Source organism: Streptomyces sp. BBFR2 (genome assembly GCF_044497305.1).
Taxonomy (GTDB): Bacteria; Actinomycetota; Actinomycetes; order Streptomycetales; family Streptomycetaceae; genus Streptomyces.
In genome coordinates, this window is record NZ_CP172415.1 from 6,992,511 (window position 1) to 7,015,698 (window position 23,188).

A 23,188-nucleotide genomic window follows, 5' to 3' on the forward strand; every position below is an offset into this window, starting at 1 on the left:
CCGATGAGTAAAGCTGTCCGCTACCGGCGATTCGGCGGTCCCGAAGTACTTGAACTGCAGGAGATACCCGAGCCGCACGCCGCACCGGACGAGGTTCGCGTCCGGGTCACGGCCGCCGGGCTGAACCCGATGGATTGGCAGATCACCACACGGCCCGACATGGCGGCGCGGTTCGGCATCACCCTGCCGGCCGGGTTCGGCAGCGACTTCGCCGGAGTGGTGGACGAAGTGGGCGCCGAAGCCCGGGGGTTCGCGGCCGGTGACCGGGTGTACGGGGCGGCGATCGGCCGGTCCGTCGCCGAATTCGTACTGGTTAAGACACCCACGGCACACCTGTGGCCCACCCCGGCAGGCGTCGGCGACGAGGTGGCGGCCACCCTTCCGGTGGCCGGTCTGACGGCCTCCGCCGCGCTCGCCGCGATCGGGCTCCGCGCCGGGGACACCGTCCTGATCGGCGGAGCGGCGGGTGGTGTGGGCGTCTTCGCCGTGCAGTTGGCGAAGCTCGCGGGTGCCCGGGTGCTCGGCACCGCCTCCGCGCGCACGTCCCAATTCCTGCGCGGGCTCGGCGCCGAACCCGTGGCGTACGGCCCTGGCCTGGCGGACCGGGTACGGGCCCTGGTGCCCGAGGGGATCACCGCCGCGACCGATCTGTTCGGAAGGGAGGCGGCCGAGACCGCGCTTGAGCTCGGCGTGGCACCCGAGCGGGTCTCCGTCGTGGCCGACGGCCCCGCCCCGCCACCCGGTGTGCGCAGGGCGGGCGCCCTCGACGCGGGTCCGGGCACCCTGGAACGGATCGCCGACGCGATCCATTCCGGCGAGATCACGGTGCCGATCGCGGCGACCTTCCCGGTCGAGCGGATTCGCGAGGCCGTGACGGTGCAGGCCGAGAGGCATGTTCACGGAAAGATCGTGGTCGCACTGTGAACCGGCACAAGAGGGACTCGACCTGACCGGCGCGGACATGCCGAACCGCTACCGTGCCGGTGCGTCAGCCAGAGCCGATGCGCCATGATCCGCTCCAGCCACCGCCAGGCGGTGCAGCAAGGGCTGGGCTTCATGAAGGTCATGCCATTTCGCGACCGGAATGAGCCCGCCTACCCCCAGCGTATTCAATGCCGCCGAACGGATATGTTCCACTGGAGTCCACCCACGGTTACGCAATCGTGAGCTCGCGGCCCCGAGCAGATAAGCCACATTCCAAAGCTCACGTACCGCGGAAAGGTCGATGAGCCTCTGGAGACGCTGGAGCGTGGGGTCGCACGCGGACCACTCGTGCCAACCGGCGTCGACCTGGGCGGCGTCCACACCGAATACGCCTTCCGCGTCCCGCCAATGCCGTCGTCGCCAAACTGGGCGGTCGGCAGATTCGGTGTCAAGTAAAAGGGCGTAGGCTGTTCCTTCTCGATAGTAGGGAACGGCGTCGAATCCGGTGAGGACTCCGGAACCCGGGCGGTCAGAGTTGCTGTGCCTACACGCGGACCGCCATCTCTCGGAAGAGTTTCCGGCGATACTTTCTCTTCCCTCATGCTCGATCAAGTTGGGGATTGCCAAGAGGACGGGGACGTGATGCCGTTGCAGGTAATCCAGCATCACCGCATCATCCTCGCGACGCGTGGAAACGAGAGGACTTGCCTCTTCGGAGAATCGGGCTGCGTGCTCCACAGGCAACATCAGAGCAAGAGTTGGCGTATAGATTTCATCTATTGCTGACACCCACCCGGCGCCGGCCAGCGCCCCCATACGGACGGCCGCGCCGTCGGGCGCGTCCCAATTCGTATAGAACGCCACGGCCGATCGAGGAAATCTCACGGCTGCCGAGCGCGCGACGGACAGCAGGTCGGTCGATGGCGCGATGTCATCCTGGAGTACCAGGTGATGAGTTGCGCCTTCTTCATACGCCGCCCATGCTTCGACGCTGGTACGCAGAGGGCTGGGCGCCCCACCGGGCTCCGGATCCATCACCACCTTGATGTCGCCGTCAAGGAGGCCAACGAGATTGCTCGCCATCGCAGAACGGGCCGGGTGAGTCATGATGGCTACGCTCAGGAGAACCTTTGTCACTGTTCAGCCTCGACAATCGAGAGGAGTGCGGTCATCGGGCAGAGTTCCAGAGTTCATCTATGAGAACGCGGAATCCGATCGGACAACGTGACGATGGGCCCCTCTCGTCAGTCTTCATGAGTGAAGCCACAGTGGAGACCGGAAAAGCAGAGACCGGCGCCGAGTAATCGTCAATCCTGTTGATCAGTGGAGTGATTGAGCCTCGGTTGTTCATGATCCGCCGTCAGTTGGTAGACGGAGGCTCATGGACGATCGAGGCATACATGACGCGAACCTAGAGCAGCACGCGCCAAGCGACCTCGTACCCCAGTATCTGGCCCCACCGTTCCGTATCCACCGGCCTCAGGCCGAGCGCGGGGAGCTGACTCCTGTACGAGAGGACCGCACTTCGCTTACGCTCTTGGCTTTCCCTGTCCAAGGGGAAAACTTTCCGCTCGGCGCAGATCTCGTCAATCCCCTGAGAGGTCAGTTCAGCGTTGAGCCAAGAGTCGACGTCGAGGTATTCAGAACAAGGCTCTCCCGTTACCCAACTGGGCCATCCGTACGCCAGGGTGTACGGAATATCGGCATAGAAGTACAGCTCGGGAGCCCGGTCTCCCGCAGCGCGGCACGCCGCGAGCGTAGCTTCCCGGAGCGCGATGTGATCGGTGTGTCCGCCGATGGCCGCCGGAGCCCATACCTCCGACGCGTTACCCACCCAAGGCGAGACGAGAGCCTCAAGGCGGCCGAGGTCCACTTCGGAGGCCGACCGGTATTGCTCCTCCAGCTCGTCCAGATACCGAATGGAACAGCCGAGGCCGTTCATCGCCTCCGAATCCTCGGCCACCCTTTCCTCATGACGTGACGCGGCCGATTTGGCACGTGTCAACGCATCCCAGAAAGTCTCCCCTTGGCCATCGGAAGGTGCCCCGCTGAAGACGGTCACCACCGTGCTGCCCGGACGGATCGCCTGCAGTGCGGCAGATAAAGCAGCATCATCGAAGTGGGGCGATAGTATGAGTTGAGCTCCTTCTCTCACCACTGCCGATTCCATTCTTTTGCTCCGAGAACACGCCTTGCCTTCATTCATGGCAACGATCGTGAATGCATCACTCATGCACGTCAAGAGCCCCAAGAGGCCTTGGCAGCAGCTTTCGATGAAAATAACCCCTTGGTGTCCCCCTTGACATCCCTTGGGTCGTGTCCTATGCGGCGAGGTTCTGTTGGCCTCATCATGGGCGGGGTACGTGGAGTCGAATTGTTCCGGACGGATTGCGGGAGATCGCGAAACCGCTGATCCCGCCGTCCGGAACGCGGCCGCAGGGCGGCGGTACGCCTGCCCGCCGACACGGTGCACGACGTCCCTCACCTGCGCAGATGGTCACGCGGCAGCGCAGCGGCGTCCGCGTCGCACACAAGGGCATCCACTCCAGCGAACGGCTCGGCCACCGGAGATGGGGCACCGAACGCACCAAGCCCTGACTGACCGGATACCGTCGGCTCAACCACCGCTACGAACGCCACCCCTCAACTGCCTGACCTTTTTCGGCCTCGCCGCAGCCCTGTGCCGGTGCAAGCGGTTCGCCCGCCTCACCGCATAGGACACGGTCCAAACCTTCTCGCCCTGCCGTCCGCAGCGGATTGTGCATACCTGGCCTGCCGTCCCCGGCGCGGATACGCTCCCGCAGACCGCCGTGCAGCCTATGGAGAAAGCATGCAGATGAAGGTGAGTGTCGTCATCCCGTCGTGCAGCGGGAGGAAAAACCTGTGGGCCTGCTTACCGCCCCTGAATCACCAGATCCTGGACAGCAGCCATGAAGCCGAGAACGTCACCGACGAGAGGCCCGACGACGAGAAGCAATCGGCGGCGCAGGAATTCGCCCTGACTTATCCGCCCACTTCACGTACCCATGTTTCCGGTCGGGCGTCCGCGCGGATCGCCGCCGTTTCGGCGGCCGTCCCTGGCTTTCCGAGGCATGCGGCGTCCGCGGGCCTGCCCGTCATCGACCGGACGGGCGCCACCGCTCCCGCCGCCGCAGCCCGCCGCACGGAGCCGGACGGCGAACCAGTGTCTTTTCCCAGCCCGTTGGCAGCCGAGTCCGGCCGGGCCCCGGCCGCTTGTTCGCTCACTCCTGGATTCAGTGATGCCGCATGCCGACACTGATCAGAGCGGAGGGGCTGACTAAGTACTACCGCCGCCCGCGCCGCCACGACGGCGCGCTCGGCGGTCTGCGGACCCTGATCACCCGGCAGTACGACGAGGTCCGTGCCGTCGACGGCATCGACTTCAGCGTGTCGGACGGCGAGCTTGTCGGATATCTGGGTCCCAACGGCGCGGGGAAGAGCACGACCATCAAGATGATGACCGGGGTGCTCGTCCCCACCAGCGGCCTGCTGGAGGTCGACGGCACCGCCCCTTGGCGGGACCGGGAGAGGAACGCGATGCGCATCGGGGTCGTGTTCGGCCAGCGCAGCCAGCTCTGGTGGGACCTGCCGTTGGTGGACTCCTTCACCCTGCTGGGAAAGATGTACCGCATGTCCGCGGCGGCCTACCGCCGCAGACTGGACGGGTTCATCGAACTGCTCGACCTGGGCCCGTTCCTCGACCGGCCGGTCCGCCAGCTCAGCCTGGGCCAGCGCATGCGCGGCGACCTGGCCGCCGCCATGCTGCACGAACCGCCCCTCCTCTACCTGGACGAACCGACCATCGGGCTGGACGCCGTGGCACGGGACCGGATGCGCGACTTCATCGCCGAGATGAACCGGGAGACCGGCACCACCATCGTCCTCACCACACACGACCTCGTGGATGTGGAGGCCCTGTGCACCCGCGTCGTCTTCATCGATCAGGGACGGATCCTCTACGACGGCGGCGTCGTGGAGCTGAAGGCCGCGTACGCGCCATACCGCACCCTGGTCGTGCAGCTCGCCCCGGGCGTTTCAGCGGCCCGGGGCGCCGAATTGCTCGGGCCCGAATTCCCCGGCGACGTGATCGCGGACGAGGGGCCGACGCTGAGAATACGTTTCGAAGCGCACCGGATCTCGGCCCAGGAGATCATCGCGGCGGTGACCGGCCGCTGCCCCGTGACCGACCTCTCGATCGTGGAACCCGAGCTCGAGGACGTCATGCGCACCCTGTACGGCAACCGCACGGCCGCCGTATGAACGCCGTCCAGGCCACGCGCTGTGCCGGCCCGTTGCGCAACATGCCCGCCTACCTGCAGATCGTCCGCGGCCGGCTGCGCATAGCGGTGACCTACCGTCAGAACGCGCTCTTCATGCTGGCCGTCGTCATCGTCCAGATCTTCATCCTCCGCAAGGTGTGGACCGCCTTGTACGGCGAGGCGGGAGTGGTCAACGGGGTCGCGCTGGCGGACGTCCTGGTGTACCTGACGATCGCCAACCTCCAGAACTGGGCGATGCAGGACTTCGCCGTCGGTTCCCACCTGTATGCGCTGGTCAGGGAAGGGCGGATCGTCTTCGACATTCTGCGGCCCGCCGGCTTCGTGCCGCAGATGCTGGCCCACCTGGTGGGGGGAGCCCTGGCCATGGTGCTGTTCGCCGTAGCGGCGCTTCCCCTCGTCGCGCTCGTCGGGACGCTCGGGCCGCCCGCCTCGCCGGCGGCCTTCGGCTACTGGCTGATCAGTCTCCTGTGCGCGTTCGGCATCTCGATGCTGCTCAACCTGATCGTCAGCCTCAGCGCCTTCTGGACGACCGAGATCGGTGCCTTCAGCATGCTCGTCACCCTCATCAGCCAGTTCCTGGCCGGTGCGCTCATCCCGCTGTACTTCTTCCCGGACGCGCTGCGGACGGTCGCCGAACTCCTGCCCTTCCAGGCGACCACGTTCACCCCCGTCGCCCTCTACGGAGGGCAGTTGGCGGGCGGCGAAGCGGTCCAGGCGATCGGGGTCCAGCTTCTGTGGATCGTCCTGCTGGCGGGCGCCGCCCGGCTGATCTGGTCGCGGGCGCTCCACCGCATCGTGGTCCAGGGAGGATGACGGCTGTGGGAAGTATGCGCGTCACCTTCTCGCTCTACCGGGCCGCGGTGCGGGGCGAGATGCAGTACCGGCTGAACTTCGTCATGCTGTGCGCGCTGGGCCTGGTGTACCAGGGCAGCGGCATCGCTTTCGTGTGGGTCGTGCTGCGGACCTTCGACACCATCGCCGGCTGGAACTTCGGAGAGCTGGCCTTTCTCTACTCGCTGCGTCTGATGGCGCACGCCGCATGGGTCGTCCCCTTCCACCAGCTCGAATTCATGGACACCACGATCCGCGAAGGCCGGTTCGACCGTTATCTGGTGCGGCCGCTGAACCCGTTCCTCCAGATCATCACCAGCCGGTTCCAGATGAATGTGATCGGTGACGTGATGGCCGCGGTCATCCTGTTCACGATCGCCGTGAACCTGGTCGACATCGACTTCTCGCCGCTCAGCGTCGGGTACCTGGTGCTCGCGGTCATCGGGGGCGCGCTCGCCGAAGGCGCGGCCGCGGTCGTGGTCTCGTCCCTGAGCTTCCGTTTCGTGCAGACGTGGGCGGCCGGCCAACTCATCGACAACATCTACCTGATGTTCGGCTCCTACCCGACGCGCGTCTTCGGCGGTGTGCTGACGTGGGGCCTCACCTGGGTGCTGCCCGTGGCCGTCGTCGCCTACATCCCGTCTAGCGTCCTCCTGGGCAAGACCGGCTCACTTCACATCCCGGCCCCCTTGGCTGTCGCCGCGCCGCTCATCGGTGTGCTGTGGTTCGCTGCCGCGTACAAGTGGTGGCGTCGGCAGATGCGCGGCTACCAGAGCGTCGGCGCCTGAACCGGGAGACTGCGGGGGCGGGCCCGTCACACATGGCGTTGCTGCCGGGCTCCGCCCCTGTGGTGAATCTGCCGGGGAGATCCGCGCCGGACCAGGGCATGGCGTCCGGCGCGGGCCGGAGAAAGGACACCCTCCAGCACCTACGTGCGGCCTGTTGTCAGACCTAAGGTGTCAGTCCTCCGCGTTATCAAGCCGGTCGGCGAGCTGTTGCCATGCGGCCGCGCATTCCCGTGCCGCGTCGGCCACCCCCTTGACGCAGTGCCGGGGGATGGCCTCAATTATCTTGTCCCACGTATCAGCGTTGATCGCGTTCAGGCTCAGGCTGCGGAGCAGAAACCTTCCTACCTCTGTCGATCGTATGGAGGGGTCGCTTTTGAGCTGCACCCAGGTCGTGCCTCCGCCGACAACCGGAATCGATGAAATGGTCTTCGAGAGGGGCCTGGAGAACCTTCCCCTGATCCCGGCCATGCCGAGCGAATCGGCGCCGGTGGGAACTGCCTCCAGAAGAGGGCTCTGTCCCTTCTGCAGGCTGTTGCGGACCTTCCGCGCGGTGTTGGGGGAGATGCCTGCGGCTTTCGCGATTTCGCGCAGTGAAGCGTCCGGGTGGGCGGTTATGGTCTGACTCGCCCGTAGTCGCCCGTCGTTAAGGTTCACCGGGCGACACTTCCCGTCCTTGCCTATCCGATGTTTTCGCTTTTCGGACTCGCTTGATGTTTGGCTGCGCAGCTTGGCGACCGTCTTGTCGGACAGGCTGGCGACCTCTGCGATGGCCCGGTTCGACCACTCCGGATGCATTTTGATTATTTGTGATGCGGCGAGGCGTCGGTCTGCCAACTGCAGAGGTAATCCATGCGCGGTGTTCATCTTTATTGCCAGTAAGTACGCTTCGTCGTGACTGCCCTCGAAAAGCCGGGCCTGGATTCTTTGCATCCCTTTGAGGATGGCCACCTGTACTCGGTGCATCCCGTCGATCACGCGCATGGAAGAATGGTGCACCAGGATCGGGGGGAGCGTGGCGTCCGTTTCTTTGAGGATATGGACATGGGATGAAGAGATGCCTTTTGAGCGAGGAGATTCGGCGAGGACCAATTCGGCGACCGGAAGCTCCACCACGGGCGCATCCCCATCGGCCGAAAATCGCCGCAACATGATTTCGGTATCTTGCCCGTTTGGTCCGATTTCACGCATATCCATGACGTAACTCCCTCTAGGGCGTCCGCCGGTGACCATCACCGCAAATCCGTGTGCTTTTCTTTCGGTGTATCATGCACGCGAGTTGGATCTATGGGAAGGTGTCGTCCGGACACCCGGTCAGCCCCCTTCCGCTTGCCATATTTTTGCGGTCCAGCGGTCGGCGTGTATACCCCGGAACGCGTATCTCCCTGGTGGATGGCACGCTGTTCGCGGCCCGAGCCAGGACTCGGGCCGCGGCGCTGCGCGAGACGGGGCGAACCGCGCGGGCCGTCCTGCCGCTGCCGGGCGGTCACCGGTCCTCGTGTAACGCTCGCCGGCCGATGCGGAGGGGCTTGCGAGGAGCTGGGGCGAGGGAGCACTCGATGCGGTGCCCAAGGTGCGCACAACGGGCAATTTCGCTATAAGCCCTGTTGGTGCTGTTCAAAGATGCCATGGGGGCCGGTCGTGCAATCGCGGAAAATCCGCAGATGCACATGCCACGCTGGTATGTCGGCACGCCGTCCCACGGCCCACCGTGATCTTCCCGCTTCCTTGCCGGCCGGCCGGCAGGCCGCGGCCACCCGTCCGTAAAGGATCTTGCGCGGGCCCTCTTGGGACGAGGCGAGTCGCAGCCCGACGAGATGAAGGCGCGATGGGTTTCGGTTCGGCGTTCCGGGCCGAAGCTGAAGCCGAAGCGGAGCAGGACGAGGGTCTGCTCTGGACGGCCCCGCAGCTCATCCGCGATGATCCACGGCAACGCCCCTGTACCGACCGTCGCGACAATCTCGGCAACCAGTGCCGGTCCCCTTTCGCATTAAGGAAAGCGGCCGGACCTTGTCATCGCCGGTGACGTTCCGCAGGGTCTGTACGGTGAGAATGCGCAGGAAATGCATCGCCGCCACTGCTCGTTTTCCGGGATGGGGAAGCTCTGGCCGGTGATATGGCGATGACGTGACGTCGGTGTCTTCGATCCGGGTCACATCCCGGACGTGTTCACCGGGGCGTGACATCGCCTTCCTTTTATGAGTGCCATGTATCTACGCTTGAGGGCCAAACGCTGAAAAGAGAGGGGAACGGAGTGGAATCCACTAAGAAACCGTCTACATCGGCGATCAAGATACAGCCGCACGAAGCCGAAGAGCTATGGGCGGCGATCGGCAAGATGGTGGGCAACAGGGATCTTGAAACATTGACCCCGGACGAATTCGTCGATCTGGCGCTTGCCGCGAACTCGCTCCTGCCGGCCTATCTGCGCCGCCACGTCATCGAATACCGGCGTTACGCGCCGGAGGGGGACGTGATCCTCCTGCGCGGACTTCTGCCGGACAGCGCGGAGCTTCCCGCGACGGCGCCGGCCCCGTACGCGCCGCCGCCCCCCGGCCCCGCACAGCGCGCCTCGCTGCTGCTCGCCTCCGTGACGGTCATGCTCGGGGAGCCCTTCAACTACGCGAGCCTCTACCACGGCCGCATCGTCCAGAACATGGTGCCGGTGCGGAAGATGGAGTTCACCCAGACCAGCCAGAGCAGCACCGGCATGCTCGACTGGCACTGCGAGGACAGCTTCCGCGAGGACCGCTGCGACTACGCCGGCCTGCTGTGCCTGCGGGGCGATCCCTCCGGAGCGTCCAAGTACTCGCAGGCGAAGGACGTCGATCTCCCGCCCGACCGGATCGCGGTTCTCCGCCAGCCGCGCTATCACGTCCGGCCGGACCCCGCGCACGTGCTGCCGGACGATGTGCCGATGCGCCCCCTCGCGATCCTGTCGGGATCGGAGTCCTCGCCGGAGATCGCCTACGACACGCACCACCTGGAACCCCTCGACAAGGCCGACACCGAGGCGGCGGACGCGTTGCGCGAACTCGGTGTGGCGCTGGACAAGGCCGCCATCTCCCACGTGATGGAGAAGGGCGATCTGCTGATCTTCGACAACAAGCGGGTCGTCCACGCCCGCACGCCGTTCGCCGCGCGCTTCGACGGAACGGACCGCTGGCTGATGCGGACGATGATCTGCGGATCCGCCCTGACGTTCCGCCGCTGGGGCACGCGCGTACCGGAGTAGCCGAGAAAGCCAGAACAGCCGACGAGGGCACAGGAGGACACACACATGGCAGCGCTGCCCGGCACACAGTCGACAGCAGACCTCAGCATCAACCACGCGACGGCACAGGAGCACCGCTCGACGGCGGTGAACTCCTGGGACGAATTCAGTCCGCTCCGGGAGATCGTCGTCGGTGACGCCACGCGCGCGGGAGTTCCGGCGCAGACCGATCTCTCGGCCTGGCTCAACGACTATCCCGAGCTGTCACCTGCCGAACGGGAGCAGGTCGGTGGGCAGTTCCCGAAGCGGGTGATCGAGGAGACGAACGAGGACCTGGCCGATCTCGTCACGACACTGCGCGAGATGGGCGTGGTGGTGCACCAGCCGCCCGCCTCCGATCACGAGCAGGAGTTCGGCGGCCCCGGCTGGCGTACTCGTGGCCGTCACTCGTACTGCCCGCGAGACCTCGCCCTGGTCGTCGGATCGACGATCATCGAGACGCCGAGCCCGTCGCGCGGCCGGTACTTCGAGCTGTCGAACCTGCGGGAGCTGTTCCAGGACTACCTGGTGCGCGGTGCGCACTGGCTGGGCGCGCCGCGGCCGCAGCTCCGGGACGAGCTGTTCCTCACCGACAAGGAGGGCAACCCGACGCTGGGGGAGGCGGAGCCGGCGTTCGAGGCGGCGAACGTCCTGCGCCTCGGCCGTGACGTCTTCTACCAGGTCTCCCGCAGCGGCAACGAGATCGGCCTGCGCTGGTTGCAGTCGACGCTGGGGCTGCTGGGCGACATCCGGGTCCATCCGCTCCGCGACCTGTACCAGGGCACGCACATCGACAGCACGATCTGCTTCCTGCGGCCGGGGCTGGTGCTGCTCAACCCCTCGCGGGTGACGCCGGACACCATTCCGGAGCCGCTGCGGGGATGGGACGTGATCTGGTGCCCGCCGATCAACGAGCCCGTGGCGCCGCTGCTCCCGCGCACGCTGAGCACCCCCTGGGTGGGGATGAACCTGCTGATGGTCAGTCCGGAGATGGCCATCGTCGATGGCAATCAGCCGGAGCTGATCCGGTTGCTGGAGTCCAAGGGCATCACGGTCGTGCCGCGCCGGCTGCGCCATTCACGGGTGCTCGGCGGCGGATTCCACTGCGTCACGTTGGACACGGTGCGCGAGGGCGGGCCCGAACGGTATCTGGACTGACCCGAGGAGTAGGTGATTTCAGTGACTGCTGGACCTTCGAACCGCCGGCCGCTGCTCAGCCTGGCGGACCTCGGCGCGGAAGACATCACGGACCTCGGCGACATCGCGTTCCGCTACGGACGGACGCCCGACGCCTTCGCGGGCCGACTGGCCGGGACGAGGGTGGGCCTGGTGTTCACCGCGCCGTCCACCAGGACCCGGACGTCGTTCTGGAGCGCGGCGCGGACCCTGGGCTGCGACGTGCTGCACATGGGCGCGGCCGATCTGCAGATCTCCACGGGTGAGACGTGGGGCGACACCGGCGCGATGCTGGCGAACTACCTCGATGCCGTGGTCGCCCGGACCAACGGCCCGCAGCGCGACCTGGCCGAGCTGGCGGTGCACGTACCGGCGACGATCGACGCCCTGACCCACGAGGAACACCCCACCCAGGCGATCGCCGACCTCTGCGCGATGCGTGAGCACTTCGGCGACGTGGAGAATCTGCGCCTGGCCTATCTCGGCGAGGTGAACAACACGGCCCGGTCCCTGGCCATGCTCGTCTGCAAGCTGCCGTTCCGCGGCCTCGACGTCTACAGCCCGCACGGCTCGGGCTTCTCGGCGAAGGAGATCGAGTCGCTGAACGCCCTCCGTGGCGAGGACGTCGTCCGGCAACACCACGACATGCCTGCCGCACCGGACCCGGTCGACGCGGTCTACACCACGCGGTGGCAGTCGATGAGCGCGGCCCGTCACGATGCGGACTGGCTCTCCCGTTTCGCGGACTTCGTCGTCACGAAGGACCTGATGAGGCGCTTCAGCGGACCGGCTGAGGCGGTGTTCATGCACGACCTGCCCGCGGTCCGGGACCAGGAGGTGATGTCCGACGTCCTGGACGGCAACAGCGTGACGTCGCTCGTGCAGCGGCAGGCCCACCACAAGGCGTCCGCCGCCGCGGCGGCGTTGCTGTGGACGGCGGGCTTCTCGTCATGAGCACCGCGGAGCGGCTCGACTCCGAGGTGCGCAGTTACAGCCGGCGGTGGCCGGTGGTGTTCGGCCGGGCGGCGGGAAGCCGGCTCCACGGGGCGGACGGCACGCCCTACCTGGATTTCTTCGCCGGGGCCGGAGCCCTCAACTACGGACACAACAACCCCGTTCTCAAGCGGGCACTCGTCGACTACCTGGAACGCGACGGGGTCACGCACGCCCTGGACATGTGGACGGTGGCGCGCGGGGAGCTGCTGGAGACGCTGGAGGAGAAGATCCTCGCCCCGCGCGGGCTGGACTACAAGGTCGTCTTTCCCGGCCCCGCCGGGACGAACGCGGTGGAAGCGGCGCTGAAGCTGGCGCGGAAGGCCACCGGACGGAAGTGGGTGGCCCACTTCGGCAACGCGTTCCACGGCATGACCCTGGGAGCCCTCTCGGTGAACGGCAATCCGGCGACCCGCCGCAGCGCCGGGACCGCGCTTCCGGACCGCGCGGAACTTCCCTACGACGACCACCACACCGGCGTCGCGGACATCGAGAGTCAACTGGCGGCCTCCGCCGGCGGCCTCACCGGGACCGCCGCCGTCATCGTGGAGACCGTGCAGGGCGAAGGCGGGATCAACGTCGCCCGCGCCGAGTGGCTGCGGAATCTCGCCGCCGTGTGCCGGAGCCACGGCGTACTCCTCGTCGTCGACGACATCCAGATGGGCTGCGGTCGCGTCGGTTCCTTCTTCAGCTTCGAGGACGCCGGGATCGAGCCGGACATCGTCTGCCTGTCGAAGAGCATCAGCGGCTACGGGCTGCCGATGGCGCTCACCTTGATCCGGCCCGCGCTGGATGTGTGGGGGCCGGGGGAACACAACGGCACCTACCGCGGGTTCAGCCTGGCGTTCGTCACCGCCGCCGAGGCGATGCGCGTCTACTGGAGCGATGACCGGTTGGAGAAGTCCACCAGGGTCAAGGGAGAACGCGTCGCCGCAGGGCTGGCGCAGATCGTGGCCTCCTACCCCGGGGAGGGGCTGACGGCCCGCGGGCGTGGCCTCGCCCTGGGCCTGCGGACCGCCGCCGGAGAGATGGCCGACCGGATCAGCGCGGCGGCGTTCGACCGCGGTCTGCTGGTGGAGACCTGCGGCCCGTCCGGTGAGGTCGTGAAACTCCTGCCGCCGCTCACCGTCTCCACCGGCGACATCGACCACGCCCTGGAAATCCTCGACGCATCCGTGAAGTCGGCTCTCGCCACACTCGTCTGAGCGGATGGCACCGGCACCGGCACCGGAAAAGGGGAGAGAAAGAGCCGGACGACGAAGACATTCCTGGTGCCGATACCCGTGAAAGGGGCGGGTCGCGGGACACACAGGAAATCTTTCCTCCCCCCACGAGCATCTCCGGAAGGGCGGGACACGCCGCTGATCTCCCGCTTCCACGGCGGCCACCCCACCGAAGGACTTCCCGCTTATGACGAATTCCCGGGCGTCCTGACCGGGAGGGATATGAAGGAATCGATATCTCAAGGTCACATACGCGCGTCACACCGTGCCGGAGGTGGCGCAACGGCCCACGCGTGAAGCGCGGGACCGCGATGCCGTAGACATCTCGAATTCAAGGAGAGAAGGGCCATGGCGCAACACGAGGGACGTGTAGTGGTCACGGGCGGCGGCGGCTTCTTGGGCTCGCACCTGTGCGAGCGGCTCCTACGCGAGGGCTCTGCGGTGGTGTGCGTCGACGACTTCAGCACCGGCGCCGTACGCAATGTCGAACCGCTGGCCCGCCACCGTGACTTCCAACTGCTGGAGGCCGATGTGTCGGCCGGGCTGGAGATCGGGGGCGAGGTGGACGCGGTGCTCCACCTCGCTTCCCCCGCGTCCCCTGCCGCCTATCTGCGACGTCCGCTGGAGACGATGCGTGCCGGGTCCCTCGGGACCCAACACGCCCTGGAGCTGGCCTGCCGCAAGGACGCCCGCTTCCTGCTCGCGTCCACCAGTGAGGTCTACGGCGACCCCCGGGTCCACCCCCAGCCGGAAAGCTACTGGGGCCATGTGAATCCGGTGGGCCCGCGCGCCGTCTACGACGAGGCCAAGCGCTTCAGCGAGGCGCTGACCGTCGCCTACCGGGACGCACGGGGAGTGGACGCCCGTATCGCCCGGATCTTCAACACGTTCGGGCCGCACATGCGCGCCGACGACGGCCGGATGATCCCCAACTTCATCCGCCAGGCCATCGCCGGCGAGCCCTTGACGGTGACCGGGGACGGAAGCCAGACCCGCTCCCTGTGCTATGTGAGCGACACCGTGGAAGGGCTTCTCCGGCTCCTGCGGGCGCGCGACGAGAAGGGGCCGGTGAATATCGGCGGGACGGACGAGATGACGGTGCTCGCCATCGCCGAGATGATCCGCGGGCTCGTCGGCTCCTCCTCGGCCGTCGAATTCGTGGCCCGTCCCCAGGACGACCCGGCCGTACGGAAACCGGACATCAGCAAGGCCGAACGGGCCCTCGGCTGGCGGGCGGTGGTTAGCTTGGAAGCCGGGATCAAGAAGACCATCGACTGGTTCCTGAAGGACAGCCTCCTGAGCCCGCTCGGCCGTTGACCCCTCCCCGCGCCCCCGATGGAGTGAGTACACCGTGACTTCGCAACCAGTCGGCACCGACGCCGAGTTCACAGTCGGCACCGACGCCGAGTTCGCAGTCGGGACAGGCGTCTCCCGCCGCGGCCACCGGGCCGGCGCGACGCGGCTCCAGGCATCCCCGGCCCGCTCCTCACCGGACGCGCGGCCACGGACCGGCCGCGAAACGCCCGTCGTGGCCGCCCCGCCCGGCGGCACGGTCACCGTTGAGGCGTGCGCGCGGCAGGGAGCCCGATACGTCCGAGGGCCGCTGGTCGGGTGACGGCACAGCTCCGGCTCTTGATGGATGTCCGGCCGTTGGGGGAGTCGCCCGCGTTCCGCCGGTTCTGGCTGGGCAGCGGCCTGTCGGCGATCGGCGCGCAGATGACGGTGTTCGCGGTCGCGTTGCAGGTCTACACGATCACCCGGTCGTCGCTGGCGGTCGGCGGTGTGGGCCTGGCCGCCGGAGTCTCGACGGTCGTGTCCGGGCTGCTGGGCGGCCCGCTCGTGGACGCGGTCGACCGGCGCAGGCTCGTGCTGCTGACCACCGGACTGCTCGCCGTGGTGTCGGCGGCCCTGGCGGCGCAGGCGTTCACCGGGCTCCGTCAGGTGGGACTGCTGTACGCGCTGGTCGTGATCCAGTCCGTGATCGCGTCGGTGGACGGCACGGCCCGCCGGACGTTCGTGCCCCGGCTGCTGCCGCCGGAGTCGCTGCCCGCGGGGGCCGCGCTCACCATGCTGACGTTCCACGGCAGTTTGATCATCGGCCCGTCCGTGGCGGGACTGGTCACCGCCGGGTGGGGGCTGCGCGGCTGTTACCTGGTGGATCTGGTGGGCTTCGGCGCGGCCCTCTACGGCGTCCATCGGCTGCCGCCGATGCGTCCGGAGGGCACGCCGGCCCGTCCCGGACTGCGGTCGCTGGTGGCGGGACTGCGATTCGTCAAAGGCGACCGTGTGATCGGTGGGGCGTTCCTCGCGGATATGAACGTGATGGTGCTCGGCATGCCTGCCGCGCTGTTCCCGGCGATCAACGCGATGCACTTCGGCGGCGACCCCAAAACGCTCGGCCTGCTCAACGCGGCGCCGGCCGTCGGTGGTGTGGTCGGGTCGGTGCTGTCCGGCCCGGTCCGGCGCGTGACCCGGCAGGGCCTGGCGCTGCTCGTCGCCGGCGCGGGGTGGGGGCTCGGCCTGGTCGGGTTCGGGCTGGCCGGGAACTTGGCGGCGGCCCTGGGGGCTCTGGCGTTCGCCGGCGCGGCCGATGCGATCGGTGTGGTGTTCCGTAGCGCGATGGTGCAGGCCACGACGCCGGACGAGTTCCGGGGCCGGGTCGCCTCGGTCGAGATGACGATCGGCGCGGGCGGCGGGCAACTGGGGAACTTCCGGGCCGGTGCCGTCGGGTCACTGATCAGCCCGTCGGCGAGCGTGCTCATCGGCGGGGCGAGTGTGATCGGCTGCGCCGTCCTCATCGGACTCGCCGTCCCCGCGCTGACCCGCTTCCGGGCCGGGAGATGAACCGGACGGCGAAGCCGCGGGTCCGTGCCCGGGGGAGTGGGCGGTCATCGTGTCCCCGTCGTGTTCGACGGCGGGGACACGATGAGTGACGAGGCCGGGGCCGTACTCCGGACCGCGGTGACTCAGCCCAGCGCGTTCATCAGGCCGGTCACGTAGGTGTCCAGCCGCCGTTCCAGGATGCTCGTCGTGAGGTCCGTCCTCCCCGCCTCCTGCCACGCCTTCGCCCACAGCGCCACTTCTTCGGAGCACGCCATCGCATCCCGCACCAGCCAGTACAGCCGCTCGTTCCGCGCCGCGGCCAGCGACCCGCCCGCCTTCTCGTACGTCTGCGCGAACCACAGGCCCCACGACGGGTCGTGCAGCAGCGCGAGGTTGGTGCAGCAGTGGGCGACATCGAGGTCCGCGGGGCCCCACGAGGGCTGTGCCCAGTCGACGACGCCGGTGATCCGGGTGCGTGCCGGGTCCGAGGGCGCCACGTCGAACAGCACATTGCCGGGCTGGAAGTCCCGGTGCAGGAACCGCCCTTCGTAGGACGGTGCGGGCTCGCGGATCACATCGATCGCCCCGGCCCACGCCGTCGCGTCGCCGCCCTCCGGAATCACGACGGACTCGGCCGTCGTCAACGTCCGGAATTCCTGCGGGCGTTCGGCGGGACGCAGCGCGTGGATGGCCACGAGCTGACGGGCCAGCAGCGGAACACGCGCCTCGGCTCCCTCGTCGTCGAGGACCGACCGGCCCGCCAGATGCGTCATCAGCAGTGAGGGGTACTCGCACTGCGCGGCGGTCGGGTCGACCGCGACCAGCCCGGGGGCGAGCACATCGGTCTCCGTGAGCAGCGTCAGGGCGCCGGCCTCCCTGTTCAGCCAGTCCTTGGCATTCTCCAGGTAGTACGGGTCGACGAAACTCCGCAGCACCAGATGACGGGTGACTCCGTCCCGTGTGCCGATGGTGAGCTTCCGCATTTCGGCGGTCATACCGCCGTGCAATGTCTCGACTCCGACGACCCGTTCGCCGACATCCAGGTACTGGTTCACCCAGGCCAGGGTCATCGGTCGGACAGTCGTCTCCTCATCACAGTTAGTCACCGCACCATGTGATCACGTGCACGGGGGCAGGGGCAAACATCGTCCTGGCGACCAACTCCCCTTCCCGTAGGCGGTGTTCAAGTGGGTGCCGAGAGCGGAAATGGCCAACCGTCACCCGCTCGGACAACGGATGGCCGGTATCACCCTCAACGCCCCGGCCTCTGCCCCGAGTGCCACCGGCTACCTGAACTCGCCTTCCTCGCAAGCCATTTGAAAACTCCTCTGCTACGGTGCCGTGGAGAACCTCGGACCGACCCGTAGAAATGCAACTCGAAGCACGAAAACGTGGACGGAGGCCATCATGGCGCGTTGGGGGAATATCTTTATCGCGGCGACGGCTGTGGATTTGCCGCCCGCCACCTCGGTTTCAGAGGCTGTAGCGGACGGAATTTACCCGTCGAAACTCGCGGAACGCACAGAACAGCGCACCGTCACAGTCGCCCCGGAGGACGAACCTCCGGGCGCGTTCGCCGCCCGCGCGGCGCGATCGGCCCTCGCCGACGCGGGATACGGTTTCGACGATGTCGGGCTATTCGTTCACACATCCGTCCTGGATCCGTCCCCTCGTATGTCGAACCCCGCGTTGTGGCTCGAACGGGAACTCGGTGAGGGGTCCTTCCGGGACGTGGCACAACTGATGAACGGGTGCGATGGAGTGGTGAACGGCATTCGCTGGGCTGCTGCTCACCTCACCTGCGATGCCGACCAGCCGGCCGCGCTGATCACTGCCGCCGAAAGCTGGCAGCCGAAGGAGGTCATCGATCGGTGGACCGTCGACCCGGACGTGCCTTTCGGGGATGGCGGAGCGGCGCTGGTGATATCCAGGGAGCGCGGATTCGCGCGTCTGCTCGCGGCGGTGACGTACACGCAGCCGAAGCTCGAAGGGGTTCACCGCGGGCCCCGTGTGTTCGGGCACGGGGTCAGTCTTCCGGTAAGCCTTTCGGAGCGCTCCCGTGCCTTTTATTCGACGTCCGGCATACCCCGTGAAGAAGCCTGGAAAATGCGCGGGAACGGAACGGGTATCGTCATTGACCGAGTGTTGGCCGAAGCCGGCATCGAACGTGAACAAGTGGCTCGCATCGTACTGCCCTTCAAGGGGCGCCAGGCGATGGAGGAAGAATATCTTCCGTACATCGGGAACATTGAGCGCGCGCGATCCAGCGAGGCCCGAGGACGCGAGATCGGCCATCTGGGCGGGGCGGACCCGATAGCGTCCCTTCATTTCGCGATCGAATCCGGTGAGCTTTCCGCGGGCGATATCGCCATCGTCTACAGCGAGGGTGTGGGGATCGTCCAGTCCGCCGTACTCATAGAGGTGGTCTGACGTGGCCATGACCGGCGCAGGCGGGAACGTGCGCATAGGGAAGGCCACGAGGGAAGGCACCATCGTCCCCAGTGGGGACGCGGTCGCCGTCCATGTACAGAAGGACGGCACCACCGCCGCGGCCTTGGTCGACGGCACCGGGCACAGCCGCCGTGTCGTGTCCGTCGCGCAACTGCTCGCCACGGTCATCGCCCGTACCGCCGCTCGCCGGGGAGCGCTCGCCGGTCTTCTCACCGGCACCGAATTGGTGGCCGATCCGGGCTCGGGCGAAGAGCCTGAGCCGGACGCCGTCGCGGTGATCGCGACGGCGCGAGCCGAGACGGACCAGATCCGCATCGCGTGGGTCGGCGACTGCCGTGCCTACGCCCTGGAGGACGGGCAACTCCGGCCTCTGACCGCCGATCACAATCTCGCGGAGCAGTTGGCCGCGTGCGGGTACGAGGGCGAGATACCGGGCCTGGCCGCCAAGTGGGTACGCACGACGGTGAGAACCGCCGCCGTCGCCACGGTCGCGGAGGCGTGGACCGATTGCCCTCTGGTGGTGCTCACGTCGGACGGAGTCCACGACCAGGTGCCGCATGGCGCGATGGAGGCGCTGGCCCTCACGTACGAGGGCGAGCCGCAGGCTCTCGCGGAGGCCCTGGTGGCCGCCGCTGGAATCGGGGCCGATGGTGCCAGGGACGACGCCACCGCCATCGTGATCCGCCGCACCTGACGCAGACGCCTCCCGAAGCCGTCGGAGACGGCAGCAGGTTGATGATGCGCCGTGCCGCCGACTCGATCGGCACACCCCCGCACCGGGGCAGTCCCCGCACGAAACGTTCTCCGCACCCGCGCCCTCGACGCGACGTGCCTGCCGTCCGTCAGATGCGCCGCCCAGGGCACGGTCGGGCCTCGTGCGTGCGGATCCCCTGGTGGCTCGTCCTCGTTCGTTCGTTTCAAGGAGTGTGTATGGCCCCCACGATCGCCCATGAGGAAGACCGGAACCTGTGGTGCTCGGTGTACACCACTGCCGACGGCTGGAGTGAGCGCGGGAGGTTCGCCGACCACCGGAGCGCGGCCACACCGGCTCTCGCCCTGGACGGCGACACCCTGGTCTGTATCCACCGCGGGGCTCGCCGCGGGGTGCGGGAGGGCACCCCGCTTCGCTGGACGTCCTACACCCCGGTGGACGTCAAGGGGCTGCTGGCCAAGGTCGACGAGGTGAAGGGCCGCTACCGCGAGGACTTGGCGGACGCGGACCGGGCAGCCCTCGACGCCGACCTGGCCGAAGCCACCGCCGCGGTCGACGAGGCCACCCGGTGGACTCCCGACTCCTACCTCGGCAACGGCAACCTCGCCTTCCACACACCAACCATCGCCGCGTACGAGGGCACCGTCCACTCGGTGTACTACCGCTTCTGGGACGGTGGCCGGGAAGGGCTCGGCGCGACGTACCGACCGGCGGGCGGCACATGGACAGAGGCGAGGGAGTGCGGCGGCGCCCCGGGGATCCGGCCGGGCCGCTGGCCGGGCCTGGCCGTCTACAGAAACCGGCTCCACCTGGTCTACGCCGGCGACAGGACCGGCGAGGAACCCGAGGGCTGGGAAGGCGGGGCCGTTCAGCACGCGATGCTCTCCGAGGACCACGAGTGGGTCCCCGTCCGGCAAGGGCCCGGCGGTGAGCAGCTTCAGGTGGTGAACACCGAGCAGCAGGAGGCCGCGAGGGCAGCCAATGTGCGGTCCCCGGGTAACTATGCCCTGACCGAGCACGACGGCCTTCTCCACCTGCTCTACTGCAGGGAGTACGACCTGCGCCTGTGGCACGCCACCTACGACGGCAACACGTGGAGCAAAGCCACAGCTCTGGACGGCCTCACCAGTCGCCGCGGCGCGTCCATCGCCTCCTACGACGGCAAGCTGCACGCCGTCTACCCCTCCCCGGACAGCGACCTGCTGCACCACGCCGTCTACCAGGACGGCAAGTGGAGCAAGAGCGAGGCCATCGCCGGCCACGAGAGCCGGCACACCCCCGCGCTGCTCACGTACACCGAGGCCGACGGCAGCCGGAATCTGATCCTGCTCCACCGCGGCGTCGACACCGACGTGCCCCCGCCGCCGAAGCCCTACGCCCCGCCGAAAGCCGGCCTCACCCTCCACGAGAGCGTGTCCAGCCCGAGGGCCGGGGACTACTCCCCGGCGGGCCTCACCTGGGCCGGCCACCGCATCACCCTGTACCGGGCCACGTCCGAGGCCGACGGCGGCCAGGGCATCGTCGCCCGCTGGACGGCCGACGCGCAGTACAAGCGGGGCCCCTTCTGGTACCACGACGGCGGCGCCATCACCGGTGAACTCCGGCTCCGCGACATCGGCGACACGGGAACCGGCATCCGGGGCACCCACAGCGTCCAGGGCGACTTCACCGGCGGCCGGTACGAGTCCACCGGCCTGTTCGAGAACCTTGCCCCCGGCACCTACGAGGTCGCTCTGGTCAACGCCCGCAGGACCGGCGGCTACTGGTCCGGCGCCGGCCCGGACGGAGCGGCCGGCCACACCGCCGCGATCGACCTCCACCCCGTCCGCGCGACCCTCACCATCCCCGCCTGAGCCGGTGGACAACGGCGCACCCGCCGCGGCCTCGGAATTTCTCGACGGAGCAGGAACTGTCCACTACGGTCACCACAATCCCTCTCCACTACGGTCACAACAATCCCGTTCTCAAGCGGACGTTCGCCGATCTCCCGAATCGCAACGGCGTGGTCGGCGAGATCAGTGCGACGGCATTCGAGCAACTCGCGACCGCAAAGCCAACATCGGACCTGAGGGGAACACGTGTCGAATGACGATGGCATCATAGTGCTGACCACCAGGGAAAAAGACTGGTGGTTGAGCCTGCAGGAAGTCGTCCCCGCCATTGAGCGCATCTGGGACGGCATCGGGCGGTCTGGGCAAAAGACCGTCAGCACGCTGTGCGTGCCCTTGCCGCCGGAGGTCGAGCAGCGCCTTCATGCGCGCGCTTCGCGGTTCGAGCGCATCGTCCTGACCACGGTGACGCCCGGAACCGTGAAGGCCGCACTCCTTCTGAGGTCGAAGATGGAGGTGCCCGCGCCGATGACGCTTTATATATTCGGCGACGGCACCGATGGCTTCGAAGCCTTTGGTGCCTTCGCCGACGTGCTCACCGAGAGAGACACCTTCGTCGTGACGTGCGAAGCGGAAGCGATCACGGTCCGTTCCTGCTTCCCGAAAGCCCAGATCGAACTGATCCCGTTTCCGCTCGTCGACCATTTCAAGGTGAACAGCGGAAAACAGCGTACGAAGACCGAGACCACGCGGTTGGCCTACGTCGGGCGCATCTCGGAGCAGAAGAACTTACACACCCTGCTGTTCGCCCTGTGGATGCTGCGCGCTTCGTACGCCGGGGCGCCGGCGGTCACATTGGATGTGTACGGCGGCGAAGACAATCTCGGCAGCCCCAACATGGGTCTCAATTATCCGGACTACGGCACATACCTACGAGGGCTCGCCGAGTCGTTGGGCTTGGCGGATGTGGTGACGTGGCACGGACTCAAACCTCGGGATTGGCTCTTCTACGACGTGCATCAAGAGCCTCATGTCCTCGTGTCGCCGACGGTGCACTCCGATGAGAACTTCGGCTCATCCGTGCTGGCGTCGCTGGTCAACGGCCGTCAGGTGGTGACGACAGCCTGGGGCGGTCACCACGCGTTCCAGGAGTGGTTCCCCCAGCAGTTGACGCTGGTACCCGTCCGCCGGTCCACCATGGGGCCGGTCGTGGACCCCGGCACGCTGGTGAAGGCCATCCTGGCGGGGACGGACAAGGCCTTGAGCGTGGTGGAGGAAGCCGCCCTCGACCGTGGACGGGCGGCGTTCTCGGAGGCCGCTGTGACCGCACGCACTGTGGAAATGCTCAGCCGGCCCGACCGCGCCCCCGAGCCGCTGAAGAAGTCGCCGGTCCAGCGGCAAATCGATGAGAACAGGGCCCGGTTCGGTGGCGCGCGCCAGATTTACGCGGACTACGAAGACCCCACCGCGCAGATCTTCTTCGAGGCTTACGGAATGGAGAAACCTCTCACCTTCGATGAGCGGTCCCGGTACGTCCTCCCGCCGTGGGTGAGCTGCTCCGGTCACCTCTTGCACATCGTCGACCCGCATCGCGGGAATCAGAGTTTCCACGTCGACGAGGGAATCTCCGAACTGCTGGATGTCGCGATGTGCCCTTCCATGAAAACGTGCCGGCTGCCGGAAAGTCTTGTCAGGAAACTGGTGGCTCAAGGGTATGCGTTTCCCCTTCCGCCGGAGGACTGAGCCGGCGGTAGGCGGTACGCCTTGCCGGTATGCGGGCACTGGGTTGTGACGTACCGGACGTGGTGGTGGCCGTGTCTCCTTCGGGGACCGGCCACCACCTGCTTCAGCCCCTCGTACGCGGGGACGTCGGCGGCCGGTACACCG

19 protein-coding genes and 1 pseudogene are annotated in these 23,188 nt (G+C 67.4%); 16 read left to right on the forward strand and 4 right to left on the reverse strand.

The features are described from left to right. Positions 1–3 precede the first annotated feature (3 nt). Positions 4–924, forward strand: coding sequence for an NADP-dependent oxidoreductase (locus ACGH2B_RS29015; RefSeq protein WP_399096309.1), 921 nt, complete (start codon positions 4–6; stop codon positions 922–924). Between the two features lie 48 nt (positions 925–972). On the opposite strand, the gene ACGH2B_RS29020 is transcribed toward ACGH2B_RS29015, so the two are convergent. Together ACGH2B_RS29020 and ACGH2B_RS29025 are read right to left on the reverse strand one after the other, a co-directional pair. Then, positions 973–2,007, reverse strand: a complete 1,035-nt coding sequence (locus ACGH2B_RS29020; RefSeq protein ID WP_399096312.1) for a hypothetical protein — start codon at positions 2,005–2,007, stop codon at positions 973–975. Positions 2,008–2,335: 328 nt separating this feature from the next. Beyond that, a complete protein-coding gene (locus ACGH2B_RS29025) occupies positions 2,336–3,130 on the reverse strand; it encodes a PIG-L deacetylase family protein (protein ID WP_399096315.1) in 795 nt (264 codons plus the stop codon). 216 nt (positions 3,131–3,346) lie between these two features. Here ACGH2B_RS29025 and ACGH2B_RS29030 point away from each other — a divergent pair. The 5 genes and pseudogenes from ACGH2B_RS29030 to ACGH2B_RS29050 all read left to right on the forward strand — a co-directional run. Continuing rightward, positions 3,347–3,641: pseudogene (locus tag ACGH2B_RS29030) on the forward strand (IS5/IS1182 family transposase); the annotation flags it as partial. A 113-nt stretch (positions 3,642–3,754) separates the two neighbouring features. After that, the gene (locus ACGH2B_RS29035) at positions 3,755–4,204 is read left to right on the forward strand and encodes a hypothetical protein (RefSeq protein WP_399096318.1); all 450 of its coding nucleotides are present in this window, start codon (positions 3,755–3,757) and stop codon (positions 4,202–4,204) included. Next, positions 4,192–5,205, forward strand: coding sequence for an ATP-binding cassette domain-containing protein (locus tag ACGH2B_RS29040; RefSeq protein ID WP_399096321.1), 1,014 nt, complete (start codon positions 4,192–4,194; stop codon positions 5,203–5,205). The genes ACGH2B_RS29035 and ACGH2B_RS29040 overlap by 13 nt, the downstream gene beginning before the upstream one ends. Next, positions 5,202–6,038, forward strand: coding sequence for an ABC transporter permease (locus ACGH2B_RS29045; protein WP_399096324.1), 837 nt, complete (start codon positions 5,202–5,204; stop codon positions 6,036–6,038). The genes ACGH2B_RS29040 and ACGH2B_RS29045 overlap by 4 nt, the downstream gene beginning before the upstream one ends. 14 nt (positions 6,039–6,052) lie before the next feature. Next, positions 6,053–6,844, forward strand: coding sequence for an ABC transporter permease (locus ACGH2B_RS29050; protein WP_399097395.1), 792 nt, complete (start codon positions 6,053–6,055; stop codon positions 6,842–6,844). A 171-nt stretch (positions 6,845–7,015) separates the two neighbouring features. On the opposite strand, the gene ACGH2B_RS29055 is transcribed toward ACGH2B_RS29050, so the two are convergent. Beyond that, positions 7,016–8,038 (reverse strand): streptomycin biosynthesis protein, encoded by a 1,023-nt coding sequence (locus tag ACGH2B_RS29055; RefSeq protein WP_399096327.1) that lies wholly within the window; start codon positions 8,036–8,038, stop codon positions 7,016–7,018. A 1,057-nt stretch (positions 8,039–9,095) separates the two neighbouring features. Between ACGH2B_RS29055 and ACGH2B_RS29060 the strand changes: the two genes are divergently transcribed. The 6 genes from ACGH2B_RS29060 to ACGH2B_RS29085 all read left to right on the forward strand — a co-directional run bounded on the left by ACGH2B_RS29060 (position 9,096) and on the right by ACGH2B_RS29085 (position 16,330). Then, positions 9,096–10,076, forward strand: a complete 981-nt coding sequence (locus ACGH2B_RS29060; protein WP_399096330.1) for a TauD/TfdA family dioxygenase — start codon at positions 9,096–9,098, stop codon at positions 10,074–10,076. Between the two features lie 45 nt (positions 10,077–10,121). Continuing rightward, a complete protein-coding gene (locus ACGH2B_RS29065; protein WP_399096333.1) occupies positions 10,122–11,252 on the forward strand; it encodes an inosamine-phosphate amidinotransferase 1 in 1,131 nt (376 codons plus the stop codon). Positions 11,253–11,273: 21 nt separating this feature from the next. Further along, positions 11,274–12,224 carry an ornithine carbamoyltransferase gene (locus ACGH2B_RS29070; RefSeq protein WP_399096335.1) on the forward strand — a complete coding sequence of 317 codons (951 nt, stop codon included), beginning with the start codon at positions 11,274–11,276 and terminating at the stop codon, positions 12,222–12,224. Beyond that, the gene (gene ectB, locus ACGH2B_RS29075) at positions 12,221–13,468 is read left to right on the forward strand and encodes a diaminobutyrate--2-oxoglutarate transaminase (protein ID WP_399096338.1); all 1,248 of its coding nucleotides are present in this window, start codon (positions 12,221–12,223) and stop codon (positions 13,466–13,468) included. Before ACGH2B_RS29070 ends, ectB begins: the two co-directional genes overlap by 4 nt. A 366-nt stretch (positions 13,469–13,834) precedes the next feature. Continuing rightward, on the forward strand, positions 13,835–14,803 hold the full coding sequence (locus tag ACGH2B_RS29080; protein ID WP_399096341.1) for a UDP-glucuronic acid decarboxylase family protein: 969 nt from the start codon (positions 13,835–13,837) through the stop codon (positions 14,801–14,803). Positions 14,804–15,136: 333 nt separating this feature from the next. Further along, complete coding sequence (locus ACGH2B_RS29085) at positions 15,137–16,330, forward strand: MFS transporter (RefSeq protein WP_399096343.1); 1,194 nt, start codon at positions 15,137–15,139, stop codon at positions 16,328–16,330. A gap of 122 nt (positions 16,331–16,452) precedes the next feature. Here the strand turns inward: ACGH2B_RS29085 and ACGH2B_RS29090 are convergent, their stop codons facing one another. Further along, on the reverse strand, positions 16,453–17,379 hold the full coding sequence (locus tag ACGH2B_RS29090) for a phosphotransferase family protein (RefSeq protein WP_399096346.1): 927 nt from the start codon (positions 17,377–17,379) through the stop codon (positions 16,453–16,455). 337 nt (positions 17,380–17,716) lie between these two features. Between ACGH2B_RS29090 and ACGH2B_RS29095 the strand changes: the two genes are divergently transcribed. The 4 genes from ACGH2B_RS29095 to ACGH2B_RS29110 all read left to right on the forward strand — a co-directional run bounded on the left by ACGH2B_RS29095 (position 17,717) and on the right by ACGH2B_RS29110 (position 23,044). Beyond that, on the forward strand, positions 17,717–18,739 hold the full coding sequence (locus tag ACGH2B_RS29095) for a hypothetical protein (RefSeq protein ID WP_399096349.1): 1,023 nt from the start codon (positions 17,717–17,719) through the stop codon (positions 18,737–18,739). A 7-nt stretch (positions 18,740–18,746) separates the two neighbouring features. Continuing rightward, positions 18,747–19,454, forward strand: coding sequence for a SpoIIE family protein phosphatase (locus ACGH2B_RS29100; RefSeq protein WP_399096352.1), 708 nt, complete (start codon positions 18,747–18,749; stop codon positions 19,452–19,454). Positions 19,455–19,690: 236 nt separating this feature from the next. Next, positions 19,691–21,325, forward strand: coding sequence for a hypothetical protein (locus tag ACGH2B_RS29105; RefSeq protein WP_399096355.1), 1,635 nt, complete (start codon positions 19,691–19,693; stop codon positions 21,323–21,325). Between the two features lie 225 nt (positions 21,326–21,550). Then, the gene (locus ACGH2B_RS29110) at positions 21,551–23,044 is read left to right on the forward strand and encodes a glycosyltransferase (protein ID WP_399096358.1); all 1,494 of its coding nucleotides are present in this window, start codon (positions 21,551–21,553) and stop codon (positions 23,042–23,044) included. Positions 23,045–23,188 lie beyond the last annotated feature (144 nt).